Annotated in this window: 21 protein-coding genes and 1 riboswitch; of the genes, 6 read left to right on the top strand and 15 right to left on the bottom strand. The window is 75.1% G+C overall.

All coding sequences use genetic code 11. The features are described from left to right. Positions 1-16: 16 nt before the first annotated feature. From K5O09_RS05350 to rnhA, 5 genes are all read right to left on the bottom strand, one after another. Entirely contained in the window at positions 17-1,306 is a 1,290-nt protein-coding gene (locus K5O09_RS05350; protein WP_222171774.1) for an MFS transporter, read from the bottom strand. Between the two features lie 40 nt (positions 1,307-1,346). Then, the gene (locus K5O09_RS05345; RefSeq protein ID WP_222171773.1) at positions 1,347-2,564 is read right to left on the bottom strand and encodes a CoA transferase; all 1,218 of its coding nucleotides are present in this window, start codon (positions 2,562-2,564) and stop codon (positions 1,347-1,349) included. Positions 2,565-2,636: 72 nt separating this feature from the next. Further along, positions 2,637-3,872, bottom strand: coding sequence for a CoA transferase (locus tag K5O09_RS05340; protein ID WP_222171772.1), 1,236 nt, complete (start codon positions 3,870-3,872; stop codon positions 2,637-2,639). Between the two features lie 342 nt (positions 3,873-4,214). Then, on the bottom strand, positions 4,215-4,484 hold the full coding sequence (locus tag K5O09_RS05335; RefSeq protein WP_222171771.1) for an HPr family phosphocarrier protein: 270 nt from the start codon (positions 4,482-4,484) through the stop codon (positions 4,215-4,217). A gap of 147 nt (positions 4,485-4,631) precedes the next feature. Continuing rightward, positions 4,632-5,093, bottom strand: a complete 462-nt coding sequence (rnhA, locus tag K5O09_RS05330; protein WP_255596142.1) for a ribonuclease HI — start codon at positions 5,091-5,093, stop codon at positions 4,632-4,634. A gap of 44 nt (positions 5,094-5,137) precedes the next feature. Between rnhA and K5O09_RS05325 the strand changes: the two genes are divergently transcribed. Beyond that, complete coding sequence (locus K5O09_RS05325) at positions 5,138-7,729, top strand: RNA helicase (RefSeq protein ID WP_222171770.1); 2,592 nt, start codon at positions 5,138-5,140, stop codon at positions 7,727-7,729. Positions 7,730-7,889: 160 nt separating this feature from the next. After that, the gene (locus K5O09_RS05320) at positions 7,890-8,579 is read left to right on the top strand and encodes a VIT1/CCC1 transporter family protein (RefSeq protein WP_222171769.1); all 690 of its coding nucleotides are present in this window, start codon (positions 7,890-7,892) and stop codon (positions 8,577-8,579) included. Positions 8,580-8,632: 53 nt separating this feature from the next. Here K5O09_RS05320 and K5O09_RS05315 read toward each other — a convergent pair whose 3' ends face one another. Genes K5O09_RS05315 through K5O09_RS05300 form a run of 4 tightly spaced genes read right to left on the bottom strand, consistent with a single transcriptional unit; the run spans position 8,633 to position 12,437 of the window. After that, positions 8,633-9,379, bottom strand: a complete 747-nt coding sequence (locus K5O09_RS05315; protein WP_222171768.1) for an energy-coupling factor transporter transmembrane protein EcfT — start codon at positions 9,377-9,379, stop codon at positions 8,633-8,635. Continuing rightward, positions 9,376-11,169, bottom strand: a complete 1,794-nt coding sequence (locus tag K5O09_RS05310; protein WP_222171767.1) for an ABC transporter ATP-binding protein — start codon at positions 11,167-11,169, stop codon at positions 9,376-9,378. Before K5O09_RS05310 ends, K5O09_RS05315 begins: the two co-directional genes overlap by 4 nt. Further along, positions 11,159-11,791, bottom strand: a complete 633-nt coding sequence (locus K5O09_RS05305) for an ECF transporter S component (RefSeq protein ID WP_255596141.1) — start codon at positions 11,789-11,791, stop codon at positions 11,159-11,161. Before K5O09_RS05305 ends, K5O09_RS05310 begins: the two co-directional genes overlap by 11 nt. Further along, positions 11,784-12,437 (bottom strand): Ykof family thiamine-binding protein, encoded by a 654-nt coding sequence (locus tag K5O09_RS05300; RefSeq protein WP_222171766.1) that lies wholly within the window; start codon positions 12,435-12,437, stop codon positions 11,784-11,786. Before K5O09_RS05300 ends, K5O09_RS05305 begins: the two co-directional genes overlap by 8 nt. Positions 12,438-12,488: 51 nt before the next feature. Next, a riboswitch (TPP riboswitch) is annotated at positions 12,489-12,597 on the bottom strand. A 46-nt stretch (positions 12,598-12,643) separates the two neighbouring features. On the opposite strand from K5O09_RS05300, the gene ybaK reads away from it, so the two are divergent. From ybaK to K5O09_RS05280, 4 genes are read left to right on the top strand one after another with little or no spacing between them, the layout of a single operon-like run. Beyond that, positions 12,644-13,138: a Cys-tRNA(Pro) deacylase gene (gene ybaK, locus K5O09_RS05295; RefSeq protein WP_222171765.1), complete on the top strand. Its 495-nt coding sequence runs from the start codon at positions 12,644-12,646 to the stop codon at positions 13,136-13,138. Between the two features lie 42 nt (positions 13,139-13,180). Beyond that, positions 13,181-13,960, top strand: coding sequence for a YggS family pyridoxal phosphate-dependent enzyme (locus K5O09_RS05290; protein WP_222171764.1), 780 nt, complete (start codon positions 13,181-13,183; stop codon positions 13,958-13,960). Beyond that, positions 13,957-14,328: a YidH family protein gene (locus K5O09_RS05285; RefSeq protein ID WP_222171763.1), complete on the top strand. Its 372-nt coding sequence runs from the start codon at positions 13,957-13,959 to the stop codon at positions 14,326-14,328. Before K5O09_RS05290 ends, K5O09_RS05285 begins: the two co-directional genes overlap by 4 nt. Then, positions 14,325-14,708 (top strand): DUF202 domain-containing protein, encoded by a 384-nt coding sequence (locus tag K5O09_RS05280; protein ID WP_222171762.1) that lies wholly within the window; start codon positions 14,325-14,327, stop codon positions 14,706-14,708. Before K5O09_RS05285 ends, K5O09_RS05280 begins: the two co-directional genes overlap by 4 nt. 93 nt (positions 14,709-14,801) lie before the next feature. On the opposite strand, the gene K5O09_RS05275 is transcribed toward K5O09_RS05280, so the two are convergent. From K5O09_RS05275 to K5O09_RS05250, 6 genes are all read right to left on the bottom strand, one after another. Then, positions 14,802-15,200 carry a YccF domain-containing protein gene (locus K5O09_RS05275; protein WP_222171761.1) on the bottom strand — a complete coding sequence of 133 codons (399 nt, stop codon included), beginning with the start codon at positions 15,198-15,200 and terminating at the stop codon, positions 14,802-14,804. 97 nt (positions 15,201-15,297) lie between these two features. After that, complete coding sequence (locus K5O09_RS05270; protein ID WP_222171760.1) at positions 15,298-16,374, bottom strand: biotin/lipoate A/B protein ligase family protein; 1,077 nt, start codon at positions 16,372-16,374, stop codon at positions 15,298-15,300. 177 nt (positions 16,375-16,551) lie between these two features. Then, positions 16,552-17,703: a glycerate kinase gene (locus K5O09_RS05265; RefSeq protein WP_222171759.1), complete on the bottom strand. Its 1,152-nt coding sequence runs from the start codon at positions 17,701-17,703 to the stop codon at positions 16,552-16,554. Between the two features lie 18 nt (positions 17,704-17,721). Beyond that, the gene (cimA, locus tag K5O09_RS05260) at positions 17,722-19,350 is read right to left on the bottom strand and encodes a citramalate synthase (protein ID WP_222172607.1); all 1,629 of its coding nucleotides are present in this window, start codon (positions 19,348-19,350) and stop codon (positions 17,722-17,724) included. A 424-nt stretch (positions 19,351-19,774) separates the two neighbouring features. After that, on the bottom strand, positions 19,775-20,875 hold the full coding sequence (locus tag K5O09_RS05255; RefSeq protein ID WP_222171758.1) for a branched-chain amino acid aminotransferase: 1,101 nt from the start codon (positions 20,873-20,875) through the stop codon (positions 19,775-19,777). Positions 20,876-20,967: 92 nt separating this feature from the next. Then, a complete protein-coding gene (locus tag K5O09_RS05250; protein ID WP_222171757.1) occupies positions 20,968-22,011 on the bottom strand; it encodes a 3-isopropylmalate dehydrogenase in 1,044 nt (347 codons plus the stop codon). Between the last annotated feature and the right edge of the window lie 11 nt (positions 22,012-22,022).

The following is a 22,022-nucleotide window of genomic DNA, read 5'->3' as shown; positions in this document are numbered from 1 at the left end:
GGGCCGGACGATGCGGTCAGCGCCGCCCGGCCCAGCCCCTGCGAGCGGTCCGCAGGATGACCGGGACGAACACGGCCACGGCGAGGTACAGGCAGATGACGAGCACGAAGGCCGGGGTGAAGGAGCCGCTCATGTCGTAGATCCGCGCGTACGTCAGCGCGGCGAGACCGGAGAACACGAAGATGCCGGTGGAGACCCAGGAGTAGATCTCCGCGTAGTGGGCGGTGCCGAAGCCCTCCCGGGCGACCATCGGGGAGATGACCGTCAGCGCCGAGTAGCCGACGCCGAACACACCCATGCCGACGTAGAAGAGGGCGACCGACGAGCCGGCGAGCAGAGCCATGGCGAGGCCCGCCGCACCGCACAGGCCCGCGACCACGCCGGTGACCTTGCTGCCGAGCGCGTCGGACAACCAGCCGAGCAGGAACTTCCCGCACGTGCCGCCGATCATGACGATGGACACCGCGACCGCGCCGGCCTCGGCACCGAGCTCGCCGGTGGCCGCGAACGACGGGATCTGCTGGAAGAACGCCGCGCAGAACACCAGGAAACCGGCCGTCAGGATGAGCAGGTAGAACGCCGGGATCCGACGGGCCTGGGCGAGCTCGGCACCCTCCTCGGCCGGCGGGGCGCCCGTCGTGGTGGCAGCCGCCCCGGTGTCGTCGGCCCCGAACGGCAGGACGTTCATCGACGCCGGGTCCTTGCGCACGAACAGCGCGGTCAGGGCGACCGACACCACGGTGATGACGACGCCGAAGACCATGCGGGTGTGCTGCCACCCCTGGGACTCGATCATCGACTGACCCACCGGGCTGGCGACCGCCGCCAGGATGCTCAGCGCCGCGCCCGCCGTGCCGATGGCCAGGCCCGCCTGCTTGCGGAACCAGGCGTTCACGAGCGTCGGGACCGCGAGGAACATGAAGAAGGAGCAGGAGACGCCGTAGATCACGCCGTACAGGTGCCACTGCCACGGGTGCGTGGCGTACGCGGTCCAGATCGTGCTCAGGCCGTAGGCGGCGGCGGTGAGCGTGAGGATCCAGCGCGGGTTGTACTTCGCCATGAGCGCGCCGGCGACCGGCGTGCACAACGCCGCGACCCAGGGCTGGATGGTCATGTACAGCGTGGCCTCGGTGCGGCTCCAGCCGAACTGCTCCATGACCGGGGTCACGAAGATGCCGGAGGTGTTGCCGACGATGCCGACCGGCACGGCGTAGAAGCCGATGCAGGCGATCAGGATGACCCAGGCGTAGTTCGAGCGCGTCGGGGCGGCGCTCGCCCGGGCCGGTGTGACGGCCGTCGTGTTCACAGGGGGGCTCCTCAGGGAGGTGGGGTGCCGGGGACGGGGATCAGACCGCGGGGCCGCCGACGACACCGTCGGCGCGCAGCGCGGAGATCTCGTCCGCGGAGAAGCCGTGCTCGGCGAGCACGGTGTCGGTGTCGAAGTCCCGGGGCGCACCGCCGCGCACGGTCTTCGAGGGGTTGTTGCGGAATCTCGGCACGGGAGCCGCGCCGGTGACCTGCTCGCCGGTCTCCAGGTCCTGCCAGGACTCGAAGACGCCCCGCTGCCGGTAGTGCGGGTGCTCGCGCATCATCTGGTAGGTCATGACCGGGCTGACCGCGACCCCGAGCGCGCCGAGCTCGGCGTCCACCTCGGCGACGGTCCGCGCCGCGCAGTACGCCTCGAGCTGCTCGACGAACTTGCGGGCACGCTCCGGCTTGTCGCGGCTGATCGACTGGATCACGCCGTCGAAGTCCGGGTCTCCCTCGAGGCCGAACAGCCGGATCATGTTGCGGACCGCGGTGGCGCCGCCGACCGCGATGAAGACCCAGCCGTCGGAGCAGCGCTCGGTGCCGTTGCACGCGCCGTAGGTGTCGAGGTTGCCCATGCGGGGCGGTTGCAGGCCCTTGTTGAGCCCGTCGGTGAGGTACGAGGCCTGCAGCCGGACCAGCGACTCGAACTGCGCGACGTCGATGCTCTCCCCCTGGCCCGTCTGCCGGGCGCGCAGCACCGCCGCGAGGGCCGACCACGCGCCGAACAGCCCGGTGACGAAGTCGCCGGTGTACGGCTTGGTGACGTACGGCGGCAGCGGGTCCGGGAACCCGTTGATCGCCAGGTACCCGCTGAACGCCTGCCCGATCGAGTCGAACGACGCCCGTCGCAGGTACGCCGGGTCGCCCGTCAGGCCGAAGCCCGAGATGTGGACGATCACGAGACGCGGGTTGGCCTCCCACAGCACCTCGTCCGTCAGCCCCCAGCCGGCCCACGTGCCGCCCTTCGACGACTCGACCAGGATGTCGGCGTCGGCGAGCAGGCGGAACAGCACCTGGCGGCCCCGCTCGGAGGGGATGTCCAGGCTCATCGAGCGCTGGTTGCGGCGCTCCGTCGACCAGGACTGCGGCCACAGCCGGTACATGTCGGGCACCCGGGTGTTCTCCACCTGGACGACGTCGGCGCCCTGCTCGGCGAACAGCCCGCACATGAACGGGCCGGCGACCACCGACGAGGCGTTGACGACCTTGAGGTCCTGCAGGTTGCCGAACGGCTGACCGTCTGCGTCCTTCACGGGGGCTCCTGGGATGTGCTCGGGTGACGAGGTGTGAGGTGGCCGGGCGGGTGCCGTGGCCGGCGTGCGGGGTCAGGCGGTGGTCTCGGAGTACGGCAGCCGGCTCAGGCCGCCTGCCGCGTACAGGGCGTCACGGGTGGCGTCGGGGATGCCGAGCTCGGCGAGCAGCTCGTCGTTGTCCTGGCCGACGGCGGGGGCGCCGCGCCAGATCCGCCCGGGCCGGTGCGTCACCTCGGGGACGACCTTCACGCCGGGCACCGTCGTCACGCCGTCCGACGCGGTCCACTCGGTGAACACGCCGCGCGCCCGGTAGTGGGGGTGCTCACGGGCGGCGGCGTAGTCGAGCAGCCGGGACACCGGGACCCCCGCGGCGGCCAGCTCGTCCTCGACCTCGGCGGCGGTGCGGCTCCCGATGTAGCCGGCGAACGCGCGTTCCAGCACGTCGGCCGCCCGGGTCTGCACGGCGACGTACCCGGCACCCTCGGGGAAGAGCTCCGAGCCGGTCTCCAGCCCGAGGACTGGCAGCAGCCGCGCGAGGACGCCGGCGCCGAGCGCCAGGACGTAGATCTCCTGGCCGTCACCGCACCGGTAGGTCCCGTAGACCGCGCAGATACGTGACCGGTCGCCCTCCTTGACGTAGTCCAGGCCGTACCTCAGGTAGTCCGTCGGGTAGTTCGCCTGAATGCGCAGCATCGCCTCGAACTGGGCGATGTCGAGACTCTCGCCCCGCCCGGTGCGTTGCCGCGACAGCAGCGCCGCATTCGACATGCCGAACGCGAAGAATGCCGCCGTGTAGTCGGCCGGGAACGGCATCGCCGGGGTCGAAGGCTGCCCCGGCATCCCATTCATCCGCATGGCGCAACCGAACGCCTGGGCGATCGGGTCGTAGGACGCGCGCCGGACCCAGGCGTCCTCACCCGTCTGCCCGAAGCCTGAGATGTGCGCGACGACCAGGCGGGGGTTGTGTTCCCACAGCACCGCGTCCGGCAGACCGATCCGGGCGAACCGGCCGCCGACCGACGCCTCGATCAGCACGTCGGTGGTCTCGATCAGCCGCAGGAACACCTCGCGGCCCGGGCCTTTGACGTAGTCGAGGGCCAGGGAGCGCATGTTGCGCCGGTCCTGCTGCCAGGCGCCCGAGCGGCGTGCGACGCGGGAGGTGTCGACGGCACGAGGGTTCTCCACCCAGATGACGTCGGCGCCGTGCTCGGCGTAGAGCTCGGCGGCGAACGGCGCCGCGACGGACAGGCCCGTCATGACGACGCGGTAGCCCTCGAGCATACCGAAGGACGGCTTCTGCGTCACCACGGCGCAATCCTCCCCGGTCATTGAGGCACGCGGACGACGCATTCCATGACGTCCAGGCGCACGGTCCTGCAGAGAATGGTCACCGCGCCGAGCCTCTCAGCATCGGACGAGGTTCCCAGGAATGACCGTACGCCATCTACTAAACCGCGATAGCAGGACCTCCGTCCCACGACCTCCCGGGACCTCGGTCCCGACTCCCGCGGCCGGTGCGACCCCGCAGCACCGATCCCGCGCCGCCGCCCGGCACTGCAGGACCTGGGTCCCGCCCGGCGGCGGCCCGGGCACGACGAGGCCCCGTGCACCAGGACGGTGCACGGGGCCTCGAGCGGGGTGCGGCGCCGGTCAGGCGATCTCGGTCTGCAGCAGGAACGCCTCCAGGGCGTCGAGCGCGGCCGCGGCCTCGGGGCCGTCGGCCTCGGTGGCCAGCACCACGGTGTCCCCGGCGGCGGCACCGAGCGTCATGATCCCGAGGATGCTCGCTGCCTGCACCGGGGCGGCGTCGCCCTTGCGGACGGTGACCGGGACCGGCTGCTTGCCGGCCTCGGCGACGAAGAGCGCGGCGGGGCGGGCGTGCAGGCCCTCGGCGATGGCGACGACGACGGGACGTTCCATGGGGGCGACCTCCGGGGTGACGTGTCCGTGCCCGGCACTGGGCACCGGTGCAGCGTAACTGGTCTGGACCATCCGCCCGGACCGGTCGCGCGGGACGGCCTTCGCGCGCCGTGCCGGCCCCGCCCGCCCCGTGCCGACCCGGCCGCGTCAGCCCGCCCGGACCTGGTCGACGCCCCGGTTCGCGAGCTCGTCCGCGCGCTCGTTGCCCGGGTCGCCCGCGTGGCCCTTCACCCAGTGCCAGGAGATCGCGTGCCGCGCGACCTGCTCGTCGAGCGCCTGCCACAGGTCCTGGTTCTTCACCGGCTTCTTGTCGGCGGTCCGCCAGCCGTTGCGCTTCCAGCCCGCGATCCACTTCGTCACGCCCTGCATCACGTACTGCGAGTCGACGTGCAGGTCGACGCGGCACGGCTGGTTCAGCGCCTTCAGCCCCTCGATGACGGCCGTGAGCTCCATGCGGTTGTTGGTGGTGACGGCCTCGCCGCCGAACAGCTCGCGCTCGTGCCCGCCGGACCGCAGCAGGGCCCCCCAGCCGCCGACGCCGGGGTTGCCCTTGCAGGCGCCGTCCGTCCACATCTCGACGGCGGGCGGGGCGGGTTCGGCGGCGCTCATGGTCGCCCACTGTAGGGCGCACCCCGCCGTGAAAGGATCGCCGGGTGGCTGCCTCCCGATCGACCCTCGCCGACCGGGTCCCCGCCGATCCGCGCGACCCCGACGCCCTGTACGCGGCGTTCACCGGCTGGGCGCAGGACCAGGGCCTGACCCTCTACCCGCACCAGGACGAGGCGCTGCTGGAGCTGGTGACCGGCTCGCACGTCATCCTGTCGACGCCCACGGGCTCCGGGAAGTCCCTCGTGGCGACCGCGGCGCACTTCGTCGCGCTCGCCCAGGGCCGCCGCACGTACTACACCGCGCCCCTCAAGGCGCTCGTGAGCGAGAAGTTCTTCGCGCTGGTCGAGGCGTTCGGGTCCGCGGACGTCGGCATGATGACCGGCGACTCCGCGGTGAACCCCGACGCCCCGATCATCTGCTGCACCGCCGAGATCCTCGCGAACCTCGCGCTGCGCCAGGGGCCGGGCGCGGACATCGGCCAGGTCGTCATGGACGAGTTCCACTTCTACGCCGACCCGCAGCGGGGCTGGGCGTGGCAGGTGCCGCTGCTGGAGCTGCCGCGGGCGCAGTTCCTGCTGATGTCGGCGACGCTCGGCGACGTCACGTTCTTCCGCGAGGACCTGGAGCGGCGCACGGACGTGCCTGTGGCCGTGGTCGACGACGCCGAGCGGCCGGTGCCCTTGTCGTTCTCCTACGAGGTGGAGCCGCTGCACGAGCTGCTGGAGATGCTGGTGCAGACGGGCCGCTCCCCCGTGTACGTCGTCCACTTCACCCAGAAGGAGGCCGTCGAGCGCGCGCAGTCGCTGCTGTCCATGACGCTCGCGAGCCGGGAGCAGCGGGACCGGATCGCGGACGAGCTGGGCGACTTCCGGTTCGGCCCGGGGTTCGGCAGGACGCTGTCCCGGCTGCTGCGGCACGGCGTCGGCGTGCACCACGCGGGCATGCTCCCCAAGTACCGCCGCGTCGTCGAGCGGCTGACCCAGAAGGGCCTGCTCCGGGTCGTCTGCGGCACCGACACCCTGGGCGTCGGGATCAACGTGCCGATCCGCACCGTGCTGCTCACCTCTCTCGTGAAGTACGACGGCACCCGGATGCGGCACCTGTCGGCGCGCGAGTTCCACCAGATCGCCGGGCGGGCGGGCCGCGCGGGCTTCGACACCACCGGCGAGGTGCTCGTGCTCGCCCCGGAGCACGTCATCGAGAACCGCCGGGCCCTGGCCAAGGCGGGCGACGACCCGAAGAAGCTCAAGAAGATCGTCCGCAAGCAGGCGCCACCCGGGATGGTGAACTGGACGGACAAGACGTTCGAGCGGCTGCGCGACGCCGAGCCCGAGCCCCTGACGTCGTCGTTCACGGTCACCCACGCGATGGTGCTGAACGTGCTGGCGCGGCCGACGGGCGACCCGGTCGAGACGATGCGCCACCTGCTGCTCGACAACCACGAGCCCGAGGCCTCGCGCGGCCGGCTGGTGCGGCAGGCGGTGGCGATCTACCGGTCCCTGCGCACGGCCGGCGTCATCGAGCGCGTCGTCGAGCCCGGACCCGGCCCGGAGCGGCTGCGCCGGACCGTGCGGCTCACCCTCGACGTGCCGCCCACGTTCGCACTGAACCAGCCGCTGTCCCCGTTCGCCTACGCCGCGCTCGACCTGCTCGACCGCGAGGACCCGGGCTACGCGCACGACGTGGTGTCGGTCATCGAGGCGACGCTCGACGACCCGCGCCAGGTGCTCGCGGCGCAGGAGAACCGCGCCCGCGGGGAGGCCGTCGCGGCGATGAAGGCCGACGGCATCGAGTACGAGGAGCGGATGGCGCTGCTCGAGGAGGTGACCTACCCGCGGCCGCTGGCGGAGCTGCTGGGCGGGACGTTCCAGATCTTCAAGCAGACCAACCCCTGGGTCGCGGACCACGAGCTGTCCCCGAAGTCCGTCGTGCGCGACATGCACGAGCGCGCCGCGACGTTCGCCGAGTACGTGTCGCTGTACCAGCTCGACCGCACCGAGGGCGTGCTGCTGCGGTACCTCGCGGACGCGTTCCGGGCACTGCGGCAGACGGTGCCCGAGGACGCCCGCACCGAGGAGCTGCACGAGATCATCGAGTGGCTGGGCGACCTGGTGCGCCGCACGGACTCGAGCCTGCTGGACGAGTGGGAGCGGCTGGCGCACCCGGAGGACCTCGACGACGCCACCGTCGCCGGGTCGCGGCCGGAGGACGACGCGCCGCCGCCGGTCACGACGAACCGCCGGGTGTTCCGCGCGCTCGTCCGCGGCGCCCTGTTCCGGCGGGTCGACCTCGCGGCGCGGGAGGCGTACCCGGCGCTCGCGGCACTGGGCGACCTGGACGCGGACGACGCCCCGTGGACGGCCGACCGCTGGCGCGACGCGCTCGACCCGTTCTACGACGACCACGACGAGATCCTCACCGGGCCCGCGGCACGCGGGCCGGCGCTGTTCCAGGTGGACGAGCGCCCCGCGGCGCACGGCGAGGCGGGCGCGCGCGGCGACCTGTGGTTCGTCCGCCAGCTGCTCGACGACCCCGCCGGGGACCACGACTGGCGCATCGACGCGCTGGTCGACCTGCCGGCGTCGGACGCCGCGGGCGAGGCCGTGCTGCGGGTGCTCGACGTGGGCCCGCTGTGACGTCCCGCTGACCCCCGCCGCGGACCTGACGAGACCTGCCGCTGGCCTGCACAGATACCTGGATCGGTTCCAGATCAGGGCAGGCTAACCTGTGTTTGCGCAGGTCAGGGCAGCCTTTCCTGTGATGACACGGCGTCAGAACCGGCCTAGCGTGGAGGCCATGACGAGCCTGTCGAGCCACCTCCTGGACCGCGGTCGCACCCCGGCGACCGCTCCCCAGCGCCGGGTCGCCGGTGACACCCCTGCCGCCGACGACCCGGCCCTCGCTGCCGCCACCGCGCCCGTCGTCGCCGCGCCCCGCCCGGCCGCGGACGTGCTCGACCTGCCCACCGCCAGCCGGCTCAACTGGCTGCGCGCCGGCGTCCTCGGCGCCAACGACGGCGTCGTCTCCGTCGCCGCCACCGTCGTCGGCGTGGCGGGCGCGGCCACCGAGGTCAGCGCCCTCGCGATCGCCGGGTTCGCGGCCCTGGCCGCCGGGGCCCTGTCCATGGCGGCCGGCGAGTACGTCTCGGTGAGCAGCCAGCGTGACGCGGAGAAGGTGCTGCGCACCCACGGCGTGCTGGACGCGACCGCGGAGCTCACCAACCCCTGGCACGCCGCGCTCGCCTCGTTCGTCGCGTTCCTCGCCGGTGGCATCGTGCCGCTGCTGGTCGTGCTGGCCCCCTGGGGCGCAGGTCGCATCGTCGCCACGTTCGTCGCCGTGGCCCTCGCCCTGGTCGTCACGGGGTCCGTCAGCGCCCGGCTCGGCGGCGCCCCGGTGGGCCGGGCCGTACTGCGCAACGTGGTCGGCGGCTCGCTCGCGATGCTGGTCACGTACGGCGTCGGGTCCCTGGTCGGCCTGGCGGTCTGACGACGCGGCGGTCCGACGACCCGGCGCGCCGCCGGCCTCCGACCACCCCGGCCTCACCCCGCGGACCAGGCCCCCGCGGCGACCACGACCACGACCACCCCGAGCACGCCGGCCGCCAGCGCCCCGTCGCCCGCGCCGAGCGGCACCGGGCGCCACACCGTCCGCGGACCGGCGGACAGCCCGCGCGACTCCAGCGCGAGCGCGACCCGCTCCGAAGCCCGGACCGACGCCACCAGCAGCGCGAACGCGGAGCGGCCCAGGCCACGCCACCCCTCCCGCGGCCGTCCGTCGCGGCGGAGAGGGGCACGGACGGCCTGCGCCGCCCGGATCGTCGCCCACTGCCGCGGCAGCCCGGCGAGCATCCGGTGACCCGCCAGGAGCGCGTACGCGTACCGCGGGCTCAGCCGGGCGTGCCGGACGAGGCTGACCATCAGGTCCCGCGGCGGGGTGCTGGCCAGGAACGCGACGGTCGCGACGCCGATCACGCACCCGCGCAGCGCCAGCGCGGCGCCGACCGCGAGCCCCTCGTCCGTCACGCGGAACGGGCCCGCTGCGGCCAGGACGTCGCCCGGCCGGCTGAGCGCGTTCACCAGCAGGACGCCGGCGCCGAAGGTCCAGAACGGCACCTGCGCGAGCAGCAGCCGGCGCGGTCCGACCCCCGCTCCCCAGCGGGCGGCGACGAGCCCGAGCAGGTACAGCACGGCGAGGGTGCGGGGGTCCAGCAGCGCGAGCGTCGCGACGGACACCGCGACGACCAGCAGCAGCTTGACGGCGGGGTTGCGGGCCTCGAGGGGGCTCACGGGGCCGGCACCTCCGTCCGCTCGCCCGCGGGCGCGGCGGGCCCGGCCGCGACCGTGGTCGCCGCACCGGCCGTGGTCACGCCGCGGGCGTCCAGCGCCGCGAGCGCGTCCCGCAGCCGCCCCGCGTCGTCCGCGGCCTCGGCGAGCCAGCGCAGCAGCCGCGACGGGCGCAGCCGGGCGGCGTCGAGCAGCCTCGGGTCCCGCAGCAGGGTGAGCGGGTCCACGTCCGCGACCAGCCGGCCGCCGGCGAGCACCAGCACCCGGTCCGCGCACGACGCGACCGCGCGCAGGTCGTGGCAGCTCAGCAGCACGGCCCGTCCCGCGCGCGCCGTCTGCGCGAGCGCACCGAGGACGGCCGCGGTGCCGTGCCGGTCCAGCCCGAACGTCGGCTCGTCGGCCAGCAGCACCCCGCGGTCGTGCACGAGCATCGCGGCCAGGCTCAGCCGGCGCTGCTCACCGCCGGACAGCCGGTGCGGGTCCCGGTCCGCGAGCGCCGTCAGGCCGAACCGCTCGAGCGCCTCGGCGACCCGGGCGTCCGTCGCCGGACCGGGCGGCAGCCCGACGGCGACCTCCGCCCGCACGGTGCGGGCGGCGATCTGGTGCTCGGGGTTCTGGGCCACCAGCCCGGCGCGCGCCCCGTCCACGACGCCGGCGAGCGGCGGCAGCAGCCCGGCGAGGCACGCGAGCAGCGTGGACTTCCCTGCGCCGTTCGCCCCGACGAGCGCCACCACCTCGCCCGCGCGCAGCTCGAGGTCCACGTCCCGGAGCACCGGTTCGGGCACGGGGCCGCGGCGGGAGCGCCGGCCGTGACGGGGTGCGGGCCCGCCGCGCCCTGCCGCCAGGCCGCGCGCCGCCAGCAGCACCTCCCCCCGCGGTGCGGTCACCGGGCCCGGCGGTGCGGCGGCGGCGAGGGCCAGGACCCGGTCGCGCTGCCCGGGCCCGCCGACCGCGCCGCCGAGGACCGTCGCGATCTCGACGTCCTCCGGCAGCCAGCAGCCGCGGGCGAGTAGCTCCGGCCCCGCCTCCCGTGCGACACGGGCGGCGGGGCCGTCGTGGGTCACGCGCCCGTCGGCCGACAGCACGACCCACCGCCCCGGCAGCCCGGCGACGCCCGCGTCCCCCGCGAGCGCGTCGAGCCGGTGCTCGACCAGGACGCACGCGGCCCCGGTCGCGGCGCGCGTGACGGCGAGCGCGTCCCGCACCGCCGCCACCCCGTCCGCGTCCAGCATCGACGTCGGCTCGTCGAGCAGCAGCAGCCGCGGTCCCGCCACGACGGCGGCCGCGAGGGCGACCCGCTGGAGCTCGCCGCCGGACAGCGCGTCCGTGCGGCGGCCCGCGAGAGCCCCCGCCCCGGCCGCGCCGAGCGCCGCCGCGACCGCCGGTCCGATCACGTCCGGCGGCGTCCCGAGGTTCTCCAGCGGGAACGCGACCTCGTCCGTGACGTCGGCCAGGCACACCCCGGTCTCGGGGTCCTGCGCGAGCACGCCGACCACGTCCGCGAGCGCCGCGACGCCGTGCTCCGCGACCGCGCGGCCGGCGACGAGGACCCCTCCCTCGACGTGGGCGGGCACCGCGTGCGGCACCGCGCCGTGCAGGCAGCGCAGCAGCGTCGACTTCCCCGCCCCCGAGGGCCCGAGCACGAGGACCTGCTCCCCCGGTGCGAGCCGCAGGTCGACCGGGCCGACGCCGGCGCCGCCGTCGAGCACGGCCTCCAGCCCGGACACGTCCAGCACGACCCCGGGCGCCGGCGGGACAGCGGGCGCCACCGGGGCCGGCGCGTCAGCCGGCACGGCGCCGGGGCACCGGGCGCCCGGCCGCAACCGCGCGTCCGATCGCGAACCCGTCGAGCACGCCGGTCCGGTGCAGGGCGTCGACGACGACCTTCGCCAGCAGGCCGCCCAGGACGACGCCCGACACGGCCTGGAGCACCAGCCGCAGCACCAGCACGTCCTGCCCGTACCAGCCGAACCGGAACGCCGACCAGCCGAACACCAGCGTCGCGCCGAGCAGCCCGGAGGCGGCGAACCGGCCCCAGCCGAACCGCCGGTACCGGCCGAGCGCGAACGGGATCTCGCTGCCGAGGCCCTGCAGCAGCGCGGCGACGACCAGCAGCGGCCCCACCGGAGACCCGAGGAACACCACCTCGACCACCGAGGCGATCACCTCGGCGAGGATCCCCACGCCGGGCCGCCGGATGATCGCGACGGCGACCGGGGCCACCAGCAGCCACCCGCCCAGCAGCACGTGCTGCGCGAGGTCGCCCGCGGGCCCCATGAGCACCGCGAGACCGTTCCACGCCTGGACGAGCGCCCAGTACAGGAACCCGAACACCACCCCCAGCACGACCATCAGCACGATGTCCTTGAGCGCGAGCGGCTCCCGCCGGCGCGCGCCCACGACGCCCTCAGCCACGGCGGGTCGGGCTGTTGAGCGAGAAGGTGACGTGGCTCGTCACGTGCTGCACGCCGCGCCCCGCACGCGCCCAGGCGCCGACCACCGTCTCCACGAGCGCTCCCACGTCGCCCTCCAGCCGGGTGACGAAGTGCTCGGAGCCCCGGAACGTGCCGCTCGCCCGGGCCAGGTCGATCGCCGCCTCGATGTCCCGCATGTGGTCGGGCACCACCCCCGCGCGGACGTCGTCGGCCAGCGGGTACAGCGCCCACTCGGCCGCGCCGGAGCGGCCGGTGCGCCGGCCGGGCGGCAGCACGACCTCGCGCGGGCCCGCCCCTCCGGGCAGCGCGCACCGCACCTCGCCCGGGCAGCCCCGCGACAGGTGCAGCGTGACGGCGGCGTGCTCGCCCGTGGCGGCCACGGCGTCCACGAGGTCGGTGAGGTACCGGAGCAGGTCCGCCTCGTGGCCTCCGACGTAGGTGCTGACGTCGCCGGTCTGCACCACCAGCCCGTCGGTGCGGACCGACCCGAGCACGCCGAGGACCACCTCGACGTACCGGTCGCACATCACGGCGACGGTGACGCGGGCGCCCACCCCGAACCGGAGCGGGTCGGCGACCAGGTCGGCGGCCTCCGCGGGCCGGACGGGCGTCGGTGTCGGGGTCATGCGTCCTCCTGTGCTGGTCGGATCAGCACGGGGGACGCGGACGGGTGCCCGGCATCCTGCGATGTCGCTCCCTGCGCTGGCATGACCCAGATCAGGTTCAACGGTCGGAGTTCGAGTACTCCCTCTCAGCCCGGCTCACCGGACTCCCGTGCTGCCCCGCACGCTAGCAGCACCGGGGCGGACGGGGCGCGCCCTAGGCTGGCCCCGTGAGCCGCAAGCAGCCGCCGTCCGGCACGCCCGCGCTCGTCGCGCTGACCGCCGCCGGGGTCCCGCACACCGCGCACGCCTACGAGCACGACCCGCGCAGCACGGTCGGCTACGGGCTCGAGGCCGCCGAGGTGCTGGGCATCGACCCGGAGCAGGTCTACAAGACCCTCATGGCCTCGGTCGACGGGACGCTGACGGTGGCCGTCGTGCCCGTCGCCGGGAAGCTCGACCTCAAGGCGCTCGCGAGCGCCGTCGGCGGGAAGAAGGCCGTGATGGCCGACCCCGCGGCCGCGGAGCGCGCGACCGGGTACGTGGTCGGAGGGATCTCCCCGCTCGGTCAGAGGACGGCGCACCCGACCGTCGTCGACGAGACGGCGCAGCTGTTCGACACCGTGTTCGTGTCCGGCGGACGCCGCGGCCTCGACGTCGAGCTCGCCCCGGACGACCTGATCCGTCTGACGGCGGCGACCGTCGCGGACATCGCCCGCGGCTGACGGCGCCGGGCGCCCGCCGCCGGAGCGATTAGGGTCGGACACATGACGACCGGCGCGACCGAGCTCGCGGAGCGGCTGGCGCGCGTCCGCTCCCGGGTCGCGGCCGCCGAGTCCGCCGCGGGCCGCCCCGCCGGCTCGGTGCGGCTGCTGCTGGCCACCAAGACCCAGGACGCCGCGACGGTGCGCGCGGCGGTGCTCGCCGACATCGCCGGGGCCGCCACCACGGCCGGCACCGCCCGTCGGGTGCTGCTCGGCGAGAACCGGGTGCAGGAGCTCGTCGCCAAGGGGCCGGACCTCGCCGACCTCGCGCCCGAGCTGCACCTCATCGGCCCGCTGCAGTCCAACAAGGTCAACGCCGCGCTGCGCTGGGCCACCTGCGTGCAGAGCGTCGACTCCACGGCCCTGGCCGACCGGCTCGCGCGCCGGTGCGCCGACGACGACCGGACGCTCGACGTGCTGGTGCAGGTCAACGTCTCCGGCGAGCCCACCAAGCACGGTGCCGCGCCGCAGGACGCGCTCGACGTGGTCCGGGCGGTCGCCGGACACCACCGGCTGCAGCTGCGCGGGTTCATGACGGTCGGCGCGAACACACCCGACGAACGGGCCGTGCGCGCCGGGTACGCCGCGCTACGCGACCTGCGGGACAAGGTCTCCGGCAGCGGGGAGGCGGGCACCGGCGACGCCGTCGAGCTGTCCATGGGCATGAGCCGCGACCTCGAGGCGGCCGTGGCCGAGGGGGCGACCATCGTGCGCATCGGCACAGCCGTGTTCGGCCCGCGGCCGGTCCGCGCGGGCGTCCCGGGAACGGCCCCGGCGGCGTGACCGCGCCCGCCGACCGCCGGCTCCCCCGGCGGGTGTACGCCCGCGGCACCGAGCCCGACGGCCGGTTCTCGCTCGCGAACGAGCGGACGTTCCTCGCCTGGGTCCGCACGGCGCTCGCGCTGCTCGCCGGTGGCGTGGCCCTGGAGGCCCTGGACCTGCCCGTGGAACCGCACCTGCGCCTCGCGGCCGCCGTGCTGCTGCTCCTGCTGGGGATCGCCGCGCCGGCGCAGGCGTGGCTCGGCTGGGCGCGCGCCGAGCGGGCCCTGCGCGAGCGGGACCCGCTGCCGGCACCGGCGTTCAGCGGCCCGCTCGCCGCCGGTGTGGCGCTGGCCGGCGTGCTCGTGCTCGTCGGGCTGCTGCTGCGGTGAGCACCGCGAGCCGGGCGCACACCGCCCCGCCCGGGGCGCAGCCGGAGCGCACGGCGCTCGCGTGGCGCCGCACCTCGCTGTCCGTCGCGGTGGGTTCGCTGGTCGCCGGCCGCGTGCTCGAGCCGTGGCTCGGAGCGTCGGTCTGGGGGGCCACGGCGCTCGGGCTGCTCGGCGCGCTCGCGCTCGACCGGGCGGGCGCCCGCCGGGCCGTGCTCTGGGCCGCGGTCGTCGACGACGCGCACCCCGACCGCGGGCCGGGCGCCCCGGTCCCCGCCGGCGCGCGCACGCCCGGCGGTGCTGCCCTCGGTGCGACGGCGCTGGCCGCGGCGGTGCTCGGTGTGGCCGCGCTGGTCCTCGTCCTGCGGCACGCGGCGGTCTGACGCGACGCCGGGGCCGACGCGACGCCGGGGCCGACGCGACGCCGCGGCCGACGCGGCGCCGCGGCGGACCGGGGTCGGAGGCCGCCGCGGGGCTCAGCGCCCGTACGCCGCCAGTGCCCGGTCCGTCGGCACGATCTGCTTGCCGAGCGGCACGAGCGAGACCGGGATCATCTTGAGGTTCGCGATCGCCAGCGGGATCCCGATGATCGTGATCGCCTGCGCGAGCGCCGTCGTCAGGTGCCCGAGCACCAGCCACCAACCGGCCACGAGGATCCAGATGACGTTGCCGATCGTCGACATCGCGCCGGCGGTCGGCCGGTCGACGATGGTCCGACCGAACGGCCACAGCGCGTACGACGCCATCCGGAACGACGCGATGCCGAACGGGATGGTCACGACGAGCACGCAGCAGATGATCCCGGCGACCACGTAGCCGAGCGCGAGCCACAGGCCGCCGAACACGAGCCAGATGAGGTTGAGCAAGAGCTTCACGGCACCAGCCTGACGGACGCCACCGCTCCTGCGCATCGGGGACCTCCCCGACCCGACCCTGGTCCTGCCGCGGTCGTGCGGTCGCCGTGCTGCCGGCTCACGGCACGCGCGCCGTCCACTCCGGGTTGCCGAACTTCTCCTCGACCAGCTGCTGCGCCCGCTCCAGCTCCTCCGGCCGGAGGTCGCCGTCGACCGTCCGGTACCGCGACCGGAAGTGCGTGACGAACGCGTCGATGACCTGCTCGCGCGGCAGGCCGGTCTGGGACCGCACCGGGTCCACCCGCTTGTTCGCGCTCGTCGTGCCCTTGTCGGACAGCTTCTCCCGGCCGATGCGCAGCACCTCGAGCATCCTGTCCGCGTCGATGTCGTAGGCCATCGTCATGTGGTGCAGCACCGCCCCGCCGGCCAGGCGCTTCTGCGCGGACCCGGCGATCTTCCCGGCCGGCGACGCGATGTCGTTCAGCCCGGAGAACGTCGCGGTGACGCCCACGTCGGCCAGCGCGCCGATCACCCAGTCGTCGAGGAACCGGTACGACTGCTCGAACGACAGGCCGTCGACGAGCGACGCCGGCACCACGAGCGAGAACGTGATGCAGTTGCCGGCCTCCATGAACATGGCCCCGCCGCCGGAGATCCGCCGGACCACGGTCACGTCGTGCTTCGCCGCACCCTCCGGGTCCACCTCGTTGCGCAGCGACTGGAACGACCCGATGAACACGGCGCGCTCGTCCCACTCCCAGAACCGCAGCGTCGGGCCGCGACGGCCGGCGGCGAGCTCCTCGGTCAGCACCTGGTCCAGCGCGCCCAGCACGGCGGGCGGCAGCGCACCGGGCCGGATGAGCTCGAACGTGTGGTCCTGCCAGGACGTCGCGTGGCCCAGTGCGCGCCGCACGGCGATCGCCACGGCCTCGGCCGTGAAGCCGACCATGTGCACCGGGGCGTCGAGCGTGCCGTCGGCCTCGGCGCGCCGCAGCCCGTCCTCGACGGCCACCGTGAGGTCCGGCACCCGCGCGTCGGCGGGGCGGCCGCGCAGCGACGCGTCGATGACCGCGAGCGCGGCGTCGGGTTCGAGGAAGAAGTCCCCGCTGATCCGGACGTCGGCGAGGGCGCCGTCCGCGACCTCCACGTCCGCCGCCACGAGCTTGCCACCGGGGACCTTGTACTCACCACGCACGATGCCGATCCTAGGCCCGCCGCGTCCGCACCCCACCCCGGGCCCCGGCCCAGGCCCACGTAAGGACCCGATCACGCGGGCGCACCCGGCGCGCCCGTCCGCACGGATCCGGACCGCAGGACGGCGCGGTCCCGAGCGACGGCCCGGCGAGGGCAGGCCCGGTGGAGGGCCTCCCGGCTACCCGCGGGAGTGGTGCCGGCCCGCGGCGCGCACCAGGCGGGCCACCTCGCCGGCCGTGGCGGCGAGCTCGTCCGACGCGATCCCGGGGTCCAGCGCCTCCGCGAGCGGGCGCGGCCCCGACTGCACGGCGAGCACCGCGTCGAACGGCGCGGTGGCGCCCGGGTCGCCGCCCCGCGCGACCGACCCGGCGAGCGCCACGACGACCGCCCCGGCGTCCCGGGCCAGCGCCGCGACGCCGGCCGGGGCCTTGCCGTGGGCGGTCTGCCCGTCGACGCGCCCCTCCCCGGTCAGGACGAGGTCGGCGCCGACGAGCGCGTCCGCGAGTCCGGCGGCCCGGGCGACGAACGCGAACCCCGGCTCGCGCCGCGCCCCGAGCGCGAGCAGCGCCGCGCCCAGACCGCCCGCGGCCCCCGCGCCCGGCAGGTCCGCCACCGGCCGGCCCGCGGCAGCGAGCGCGGCACCCCACGCGGCGAGCCGGTCGTCCAGGTGCCGCACCTGGACGGCGGTGGCACCCTTCTGCGGCGCGAACACGTGGGCGGCGCCGGCCGGCCCGTGCAGCGGGCTGTCGACGTCCGTCAGCACGAGCAGCCCGACGTCCCCGAGGTCGGGCAGCGACGACGGGTCCAGCGCGCAGGGCGACCACAGCGGGTTCACCCCCGCCGCCGGCACCGGGCGGCCGTCGGCGTCGCTCACGCGGGCCCCGAGGGCGATCAGCAGACCCGCGCCGCCGTCGGTGCACGCGGTCCCGCCCAGGGCGACCGCCACCCGCCGGGCGCCCGCGTCGACGGCGTGACGCACCAGCAGGCCGACCCCGGCCGAGCCGGCCCTCGGCGGCAACGTCGCGTCCACCGGGCCGACCTGGGCCGGCCCCACGCACGACGCGGCCTCGACCACCGCGGTCCCGTCCGGCAGCAGCGCGTACGCCGCGGTCACCGGCCGGCCGAGCGCGTCGACCGTCGACGCCTCCACCCGCTGCCCGGCGACGGCGGCCAGCAGCGCGTCGACCGTGCCCTCGCCGCCGTCGGCGACCGGGACCACGCGCACGTCGGCGCCCGGCACCGCCGCGAGCACGCCGACGCGTGCGGCGTCGCCCGCCTCGGCGCTGCTGAGGCAGCCCTTGAACGAGTCGAGCGCGACGACGACCTTCACGGTGCCTCCCACGGCCGCTCAGCGCGGCGCGACGCCCCGGTTCCGCAGTCCCCAGATCGCCGAGTCCGTCAGCGCCTCCCACGACGCCTCGATGAGGTTCGGCCCCACGCCCACCGTGCTCCACGCGGTCTGCCCGTCCGTGGTCTCGATGAGCACCCGGGTCACCGCGTCGGTCCCGTGCATCGCGTCGAGGATGCGCACCTTGAAGTCGATGAGCTCGAACTCCGCGAGCTCGGGGTACACCCGCTGGAGCGCGAGGCGCAGGGCGTGGTCGAGGGCGTTGACGGGGCCGTTGCCCTCGCCCGTGGCGACGATGCGCTCCCCCCCGGCGTGCAGCTTCACGGTCGCCTCCGCGGTGGCGGGGGTGCCGCGGGAGCCGGCGCGCTCGACGATGGTGCGCCACGACTCGACCCGGAAGTACGCGGGCCGTCCGCCCTCGACCTCCTCGGCGAGCAGCAGCTCGAACGACGCGTCGGCGGCGTCGTACGTGTAGCCCTGCGCCTCGGCGTCCTTGACGCGCTGGGTGACGCGCGTCAGCACCTCGTCCTGCCCGGCCAGGTCGAACCCGAGCTCACGGCCCTTGAGCTCGACCGACGCGCGCCCGGCCATCTCCGAGACGAGCATCCGCATGTCGTTCCCGACGGCCTGCGGGTCGATGTGCTGGTACAGGTCCGGGTCGACGCGGATCGCCGAGGCGTGCAGCCCGGCCTTGTGCGCGAAGGCGCTGACCCCGACGTAGGGCTGGCGCGCGAACGGCGCGATGTTGGTGATCTCGCTGATCTGGTGGGCGATGCGCGACATCTCGGCCAGGCCGCCGGAGCCGTCCGGCGGCGGGGCGAGCACGCTGCGCCCCGTCTTGAGCTCGAGGTTGGCGACGACCGACAGCAGCTCGGCGTTGCCGGTGCGCTCCCCGTAGCCGTTGACGGTGCCCTGGACGTGCACGGCGCCCGCCTCGACGGCCGCGAGCGTGTTCGCCACCGCACAGCCGGAGTCGTTGTGCGCGTGGACACCGAGGCGCACCAGCGGGTCCGCCGTGCCGAGCGCGGCGCGCAGGTCGCGGATGACGTCGGCGACGTGCGTGGGGAGCATGCCGCCGTTCGTGTCGCAGAGCACGACGGTCTCGGCGCCGGCCTCCGCAGCCGCGAGGACGACGTCGCGCGCGGCGGCCGGGTCGTGCCGGAACCCGTCGAAGAAGTGCTCCGCGTCGACGACGACCCGGCGGCCCTCCCCGACGAGCAGCCGGACGGAGTCCGCGACCATCGCCAGGTTCTCCGCGACCGTGGTGCGCAGCGCCCGCTCGACGTGCCGGGAGTCGCTCTTGGCGACGAGCGTGACGACCGGGGCCTCGGAGTCGAGCAGCGCGCGCAGCTGCGGGTCGTCCCAGGCCCGTACACCGGGCTTGCGGGTCGCGCCGAACGCCGCGAGCACCGCGTGCCGCAGGTCGAGCTCCTTGGCCGCGCGGGCGAAGAACTCCGTGTCCTTCGGGATCGCGCCCGGCCAGCCGCCCTCGATGTAGCCGACGCCCAGCTCGTCCAGCAGCGGGGCGATCGCGAGCTTGTCGGCGACCGACAGGTTCATGCCCTCCTGCTGGGCGCCGTCGCGCAGGGTCGTGTCGTAGACGTCGAACGCGCCGGGCGTGCCGGCCACGGGGTGCGCGGCACCGGTGCGGGGCAGCGAGGCGGGGGCGTCGTCGCGGGGTGCAGAGGTCACGGTCGGGCTTCTCTCGGCGAGGGAGGACGGTGCGAGCCGGGTGAGCGTGCGGGTGAGCGTGCGGCAACAAAAAGACCCCCCGGGTTCGGGAGGTCGGCGCGTCCGCGGGGGTGGGCGGACGCGCTAGGCGATGACGATCGGGTGGCGAACGGTCATGGGCGCCATCGTGGCACACGTCACGCCCGCCGTCAGCCCCGTCCACCCCCCGGGACGCCCCGCACCCCACCCGCCCCACCCCCGCGAGTTCGGCAGTCGGCGCGCGAAGTCGGCAGCTCCAGGTGCCGAACTCGACGGGGAGTGCCGAACTCGCGGGCGGGGCGGGGGCGGGGCGGGTGGGGCGGGGCGGGTGGTGGGTGGGGCGTCAGGCCAGGCGGTGCATCCAGCCGTGCGGGTCCGCGGCGCGGCCGTACTGGATGTCCGTGAGGGCCGCGCGGATGCCGGTCGTCACCGCGCCGGCGGTGCCGTCGCCGACGGTGACGTCGAAGTCCCCGCCCGCGAGGCGCCCGATCGGCGTCACGACCGCGGCCGTGCCGCAGGCGAGCACCTCCGCGACCGACCCGTCGCGCAGCCCCGCGAGCAGCTCCGTCAGCGGGATGTCACGCTCCCGGATCTCCCGGCCCTGCTCGGCCAGCAGCGTGAGGATCGACGACCGGGTCACGCCCTCGAGGATCGACCCGGACAGCCGGGGCGTGGACACCGACCCGTCGGCGCCGACGACGAACACGTTCATGCCGCCGAGCTCCTCCAGGAGGGACCCGGTCGAGGCGTCGAGGAAGCAGACCTGCTCGCACCCGCGCGCGTAGGCCTCCTGCTGCGGCAGCAGGCTCGCGGCGTAGTTGCCGCCGCACTTGGCCGCCCCCGTGCCGCCGGCGCCCGCCCGCGCGTAGTCCTCGGAGACCCAGATGGACACCGGCTTCACGCCGCCGGCGAAGTACGACCCGACGGGCGACGCGATGACGAGGTACTCGGCCTGCATCGACGGCCGCACGCCGAGGAACGCCTCGGAGGCGTACATGAACGGCCGCAGGTACAGGCTGGTCTCCTCCCCCGACGGCACCCAGTCGAGGTCGGTGCGCACCAGGGCGGTGATCGACGCGAGGAAGTCCTCGGTCGGCAGCTCGGGCAGCGCCAGGCGCCGCGCGGACCGCTGCATGCGCTCGGCGTTCGCGGTGGGCCGGAACGTCCAGACCGAGCCGTCGTCGTGCCGGTACGCCTTGAGCCCCTCGAAGATCTCCTGGGCGTAGTGCAGCACCGCGGTCGCGGGGTCGAGCTGCAGCGGGCCGTACTTCTCGACCCGGCGGTCGTGCCAGCCGAGGCCCTGCGTCCAGGAGGCGCGGGCCATGTGGTCGGTGAACACGGTGCCGAACTTCGGCGTGGCGAGCAGCGACTCCCGCTCGGCCCGGGGGGTGGGGGTGTCGGTGGGGCGGACCTCGAACGCGAGGTCGGTGTCGGAGATGCTCATCGGTGGCGGCCTTTCAACCAGGAGTCGGGACGACGGTACCTGGGCGACGGCCGGGGTGGACAGGCGCGGACGGGTCCGCGCGGGTGGGGCGCTCAGCCGGCGATGCGCGCGGCGAGGTCCTTGCCCACCTCGGCCGTCGACCGTACTCGCGTGCCCCGCTCCGCCACGTCGGCGGCGACCGCGGCCTCGACGCGGGCGGCCGCGTCGTGCTCGCCGAGGTGGTCGAGGAGCAGCGCGACGGACAGCACGGTCGCGGTGGGGTCGGCCTTGCCCTGCCCGGCGATGTCGGGCGCGGAGCCGTGCACGGGCTCGAACATGCTCGGCGCGGTGCGGTCCGGGTTGATGTTCGCGGACGCGGCCAGCCCGATGCCGCCGACGATGGCGCCGGCGAGGTCGGTGAGGATGTCGCCGAACAGGTTGTCGGTGACGATGACGTCGAACCGGGCCGGGTCGGTGACGAGGAAGATCGTCGCGGCGTCGACGTGCAGGTAGTCGACCGTCACGTCGGGGAACTCGGCGTTCACGGCCTCGACGGTCCGGCGCCACAGGTGGCCGGCGTGCACGAGGACGTTGTGCTTGTGCACGAGCGTGAGCTTCTTGCGCGGGCGCGCGGCAGCCCGGGCGAACGCGTCGCGGACCACGCGCTCGACGCCGAACGCGGTGTTGACGCTGACCTCGTTGGCGATCTCGTGCGGGGTGCCCACGCGGATCGCGCCGCCGTTGCCGACGTACGGGCCCTCGGTGCCCTCGCGGACGACCACGAAGTCGACGTCGCCGGGCGTGGCCAGCGGCGACGCGACGCCCGGGTACAGCTTCGCGGGGCGCAGGTTGACGTAGTGGTCGAGGGCGAAGCGCAGCTTCAGCAGCAGCCCGCGCTCCAGCACGCCGGACGGCACGCTCGGGTCGCCGATCGCGCCGAGCAGGATCGCGTCGTGCGTGCGGATCGCGGCGAGGTCCTCGTCGGTGAGCGTCTCGCCGGTCGCGTGCCAGCGGCGGGCGCCCAGGTCGAAGTCCGTCGTGGTGACCGTCGTGCCGGTGCCGGACAGCGCCGCCTCCAGCGCGAGCAGGCCCTGCTCCACGACCTCGGTCCCGATGCCGTCACCCGCGACGACCGCCAGGTTGATCTGCTGCGCCATGGTCCTCATCC

The sequence above is a fragment of the Cellulomonas sp. C5510 genome (genome assembly GCF_019797765.1).
GTDB lineage: Bacteria > Actinomycetota > Actinomycetes > Actinomycetales > Cellulomonadaceae > Cellulomonas.
This window is presented reverse-complemented; position numbering and strand designations above follow the sequence as displayed.

What these genes read in the sequence shown, in the direction of transcription:
- K5O09_RS05320 (WP_222171769.1), top strand. Translation starts at nt 7,890, where the DNA reads ATGACGAGCCTGTCGAGCCACCTCCTGGACCGCGGTCGCACCCCGGCG.
- K5O09_RS05300 (WP_222171766.1), bottom strand. Translation starts at nt 12,437, where the DNA reads ATGACCCCGACACCGACGCCCGTCCGGCCCGCGGAGGCCGCCGACCTG.
- K5O09_RS05335 (WP_222171771.1), bottom strand. Translation starts at nt 4,484, where the DNA reads ATGGAACGTCCCGTCGTCGTCGCCATCGCCGAGGGCCTGCACGCCCGC.
- K5O09_RS05290 (WP_222171764.1), top strand. Translation starts at nt 13,181, where the DNA reads ATGACGACCGGCGCGACCGAGCTCGCGGAGCGGCTGGCGCGCGTCCGC.
- K5O09_RS05250 (WP_222171757.1), bottom strand. Translation starts at nt 22,011, where the DNA reads ATGGCGCAGCAGATCAACCTGGCGGTCGTCGCGGGTGACGGCATCGGG.
- K5O09_RS05255 (WP_222171758.1), bottom strand. Translation starts at nt 20,875, where the DNA reads ATGAGCATCTCCGACACCGACCTCGCGTTCGAGGTCCGCCCCACCGAC.
- rnhA (WP_255596142.1), bottom strand. Translation starts at nt 5,093, where the DNA reads ATGAGCGCCGCCGAACCCGCCCCGCCCGCCGTCGAGATGTGGACGGAC.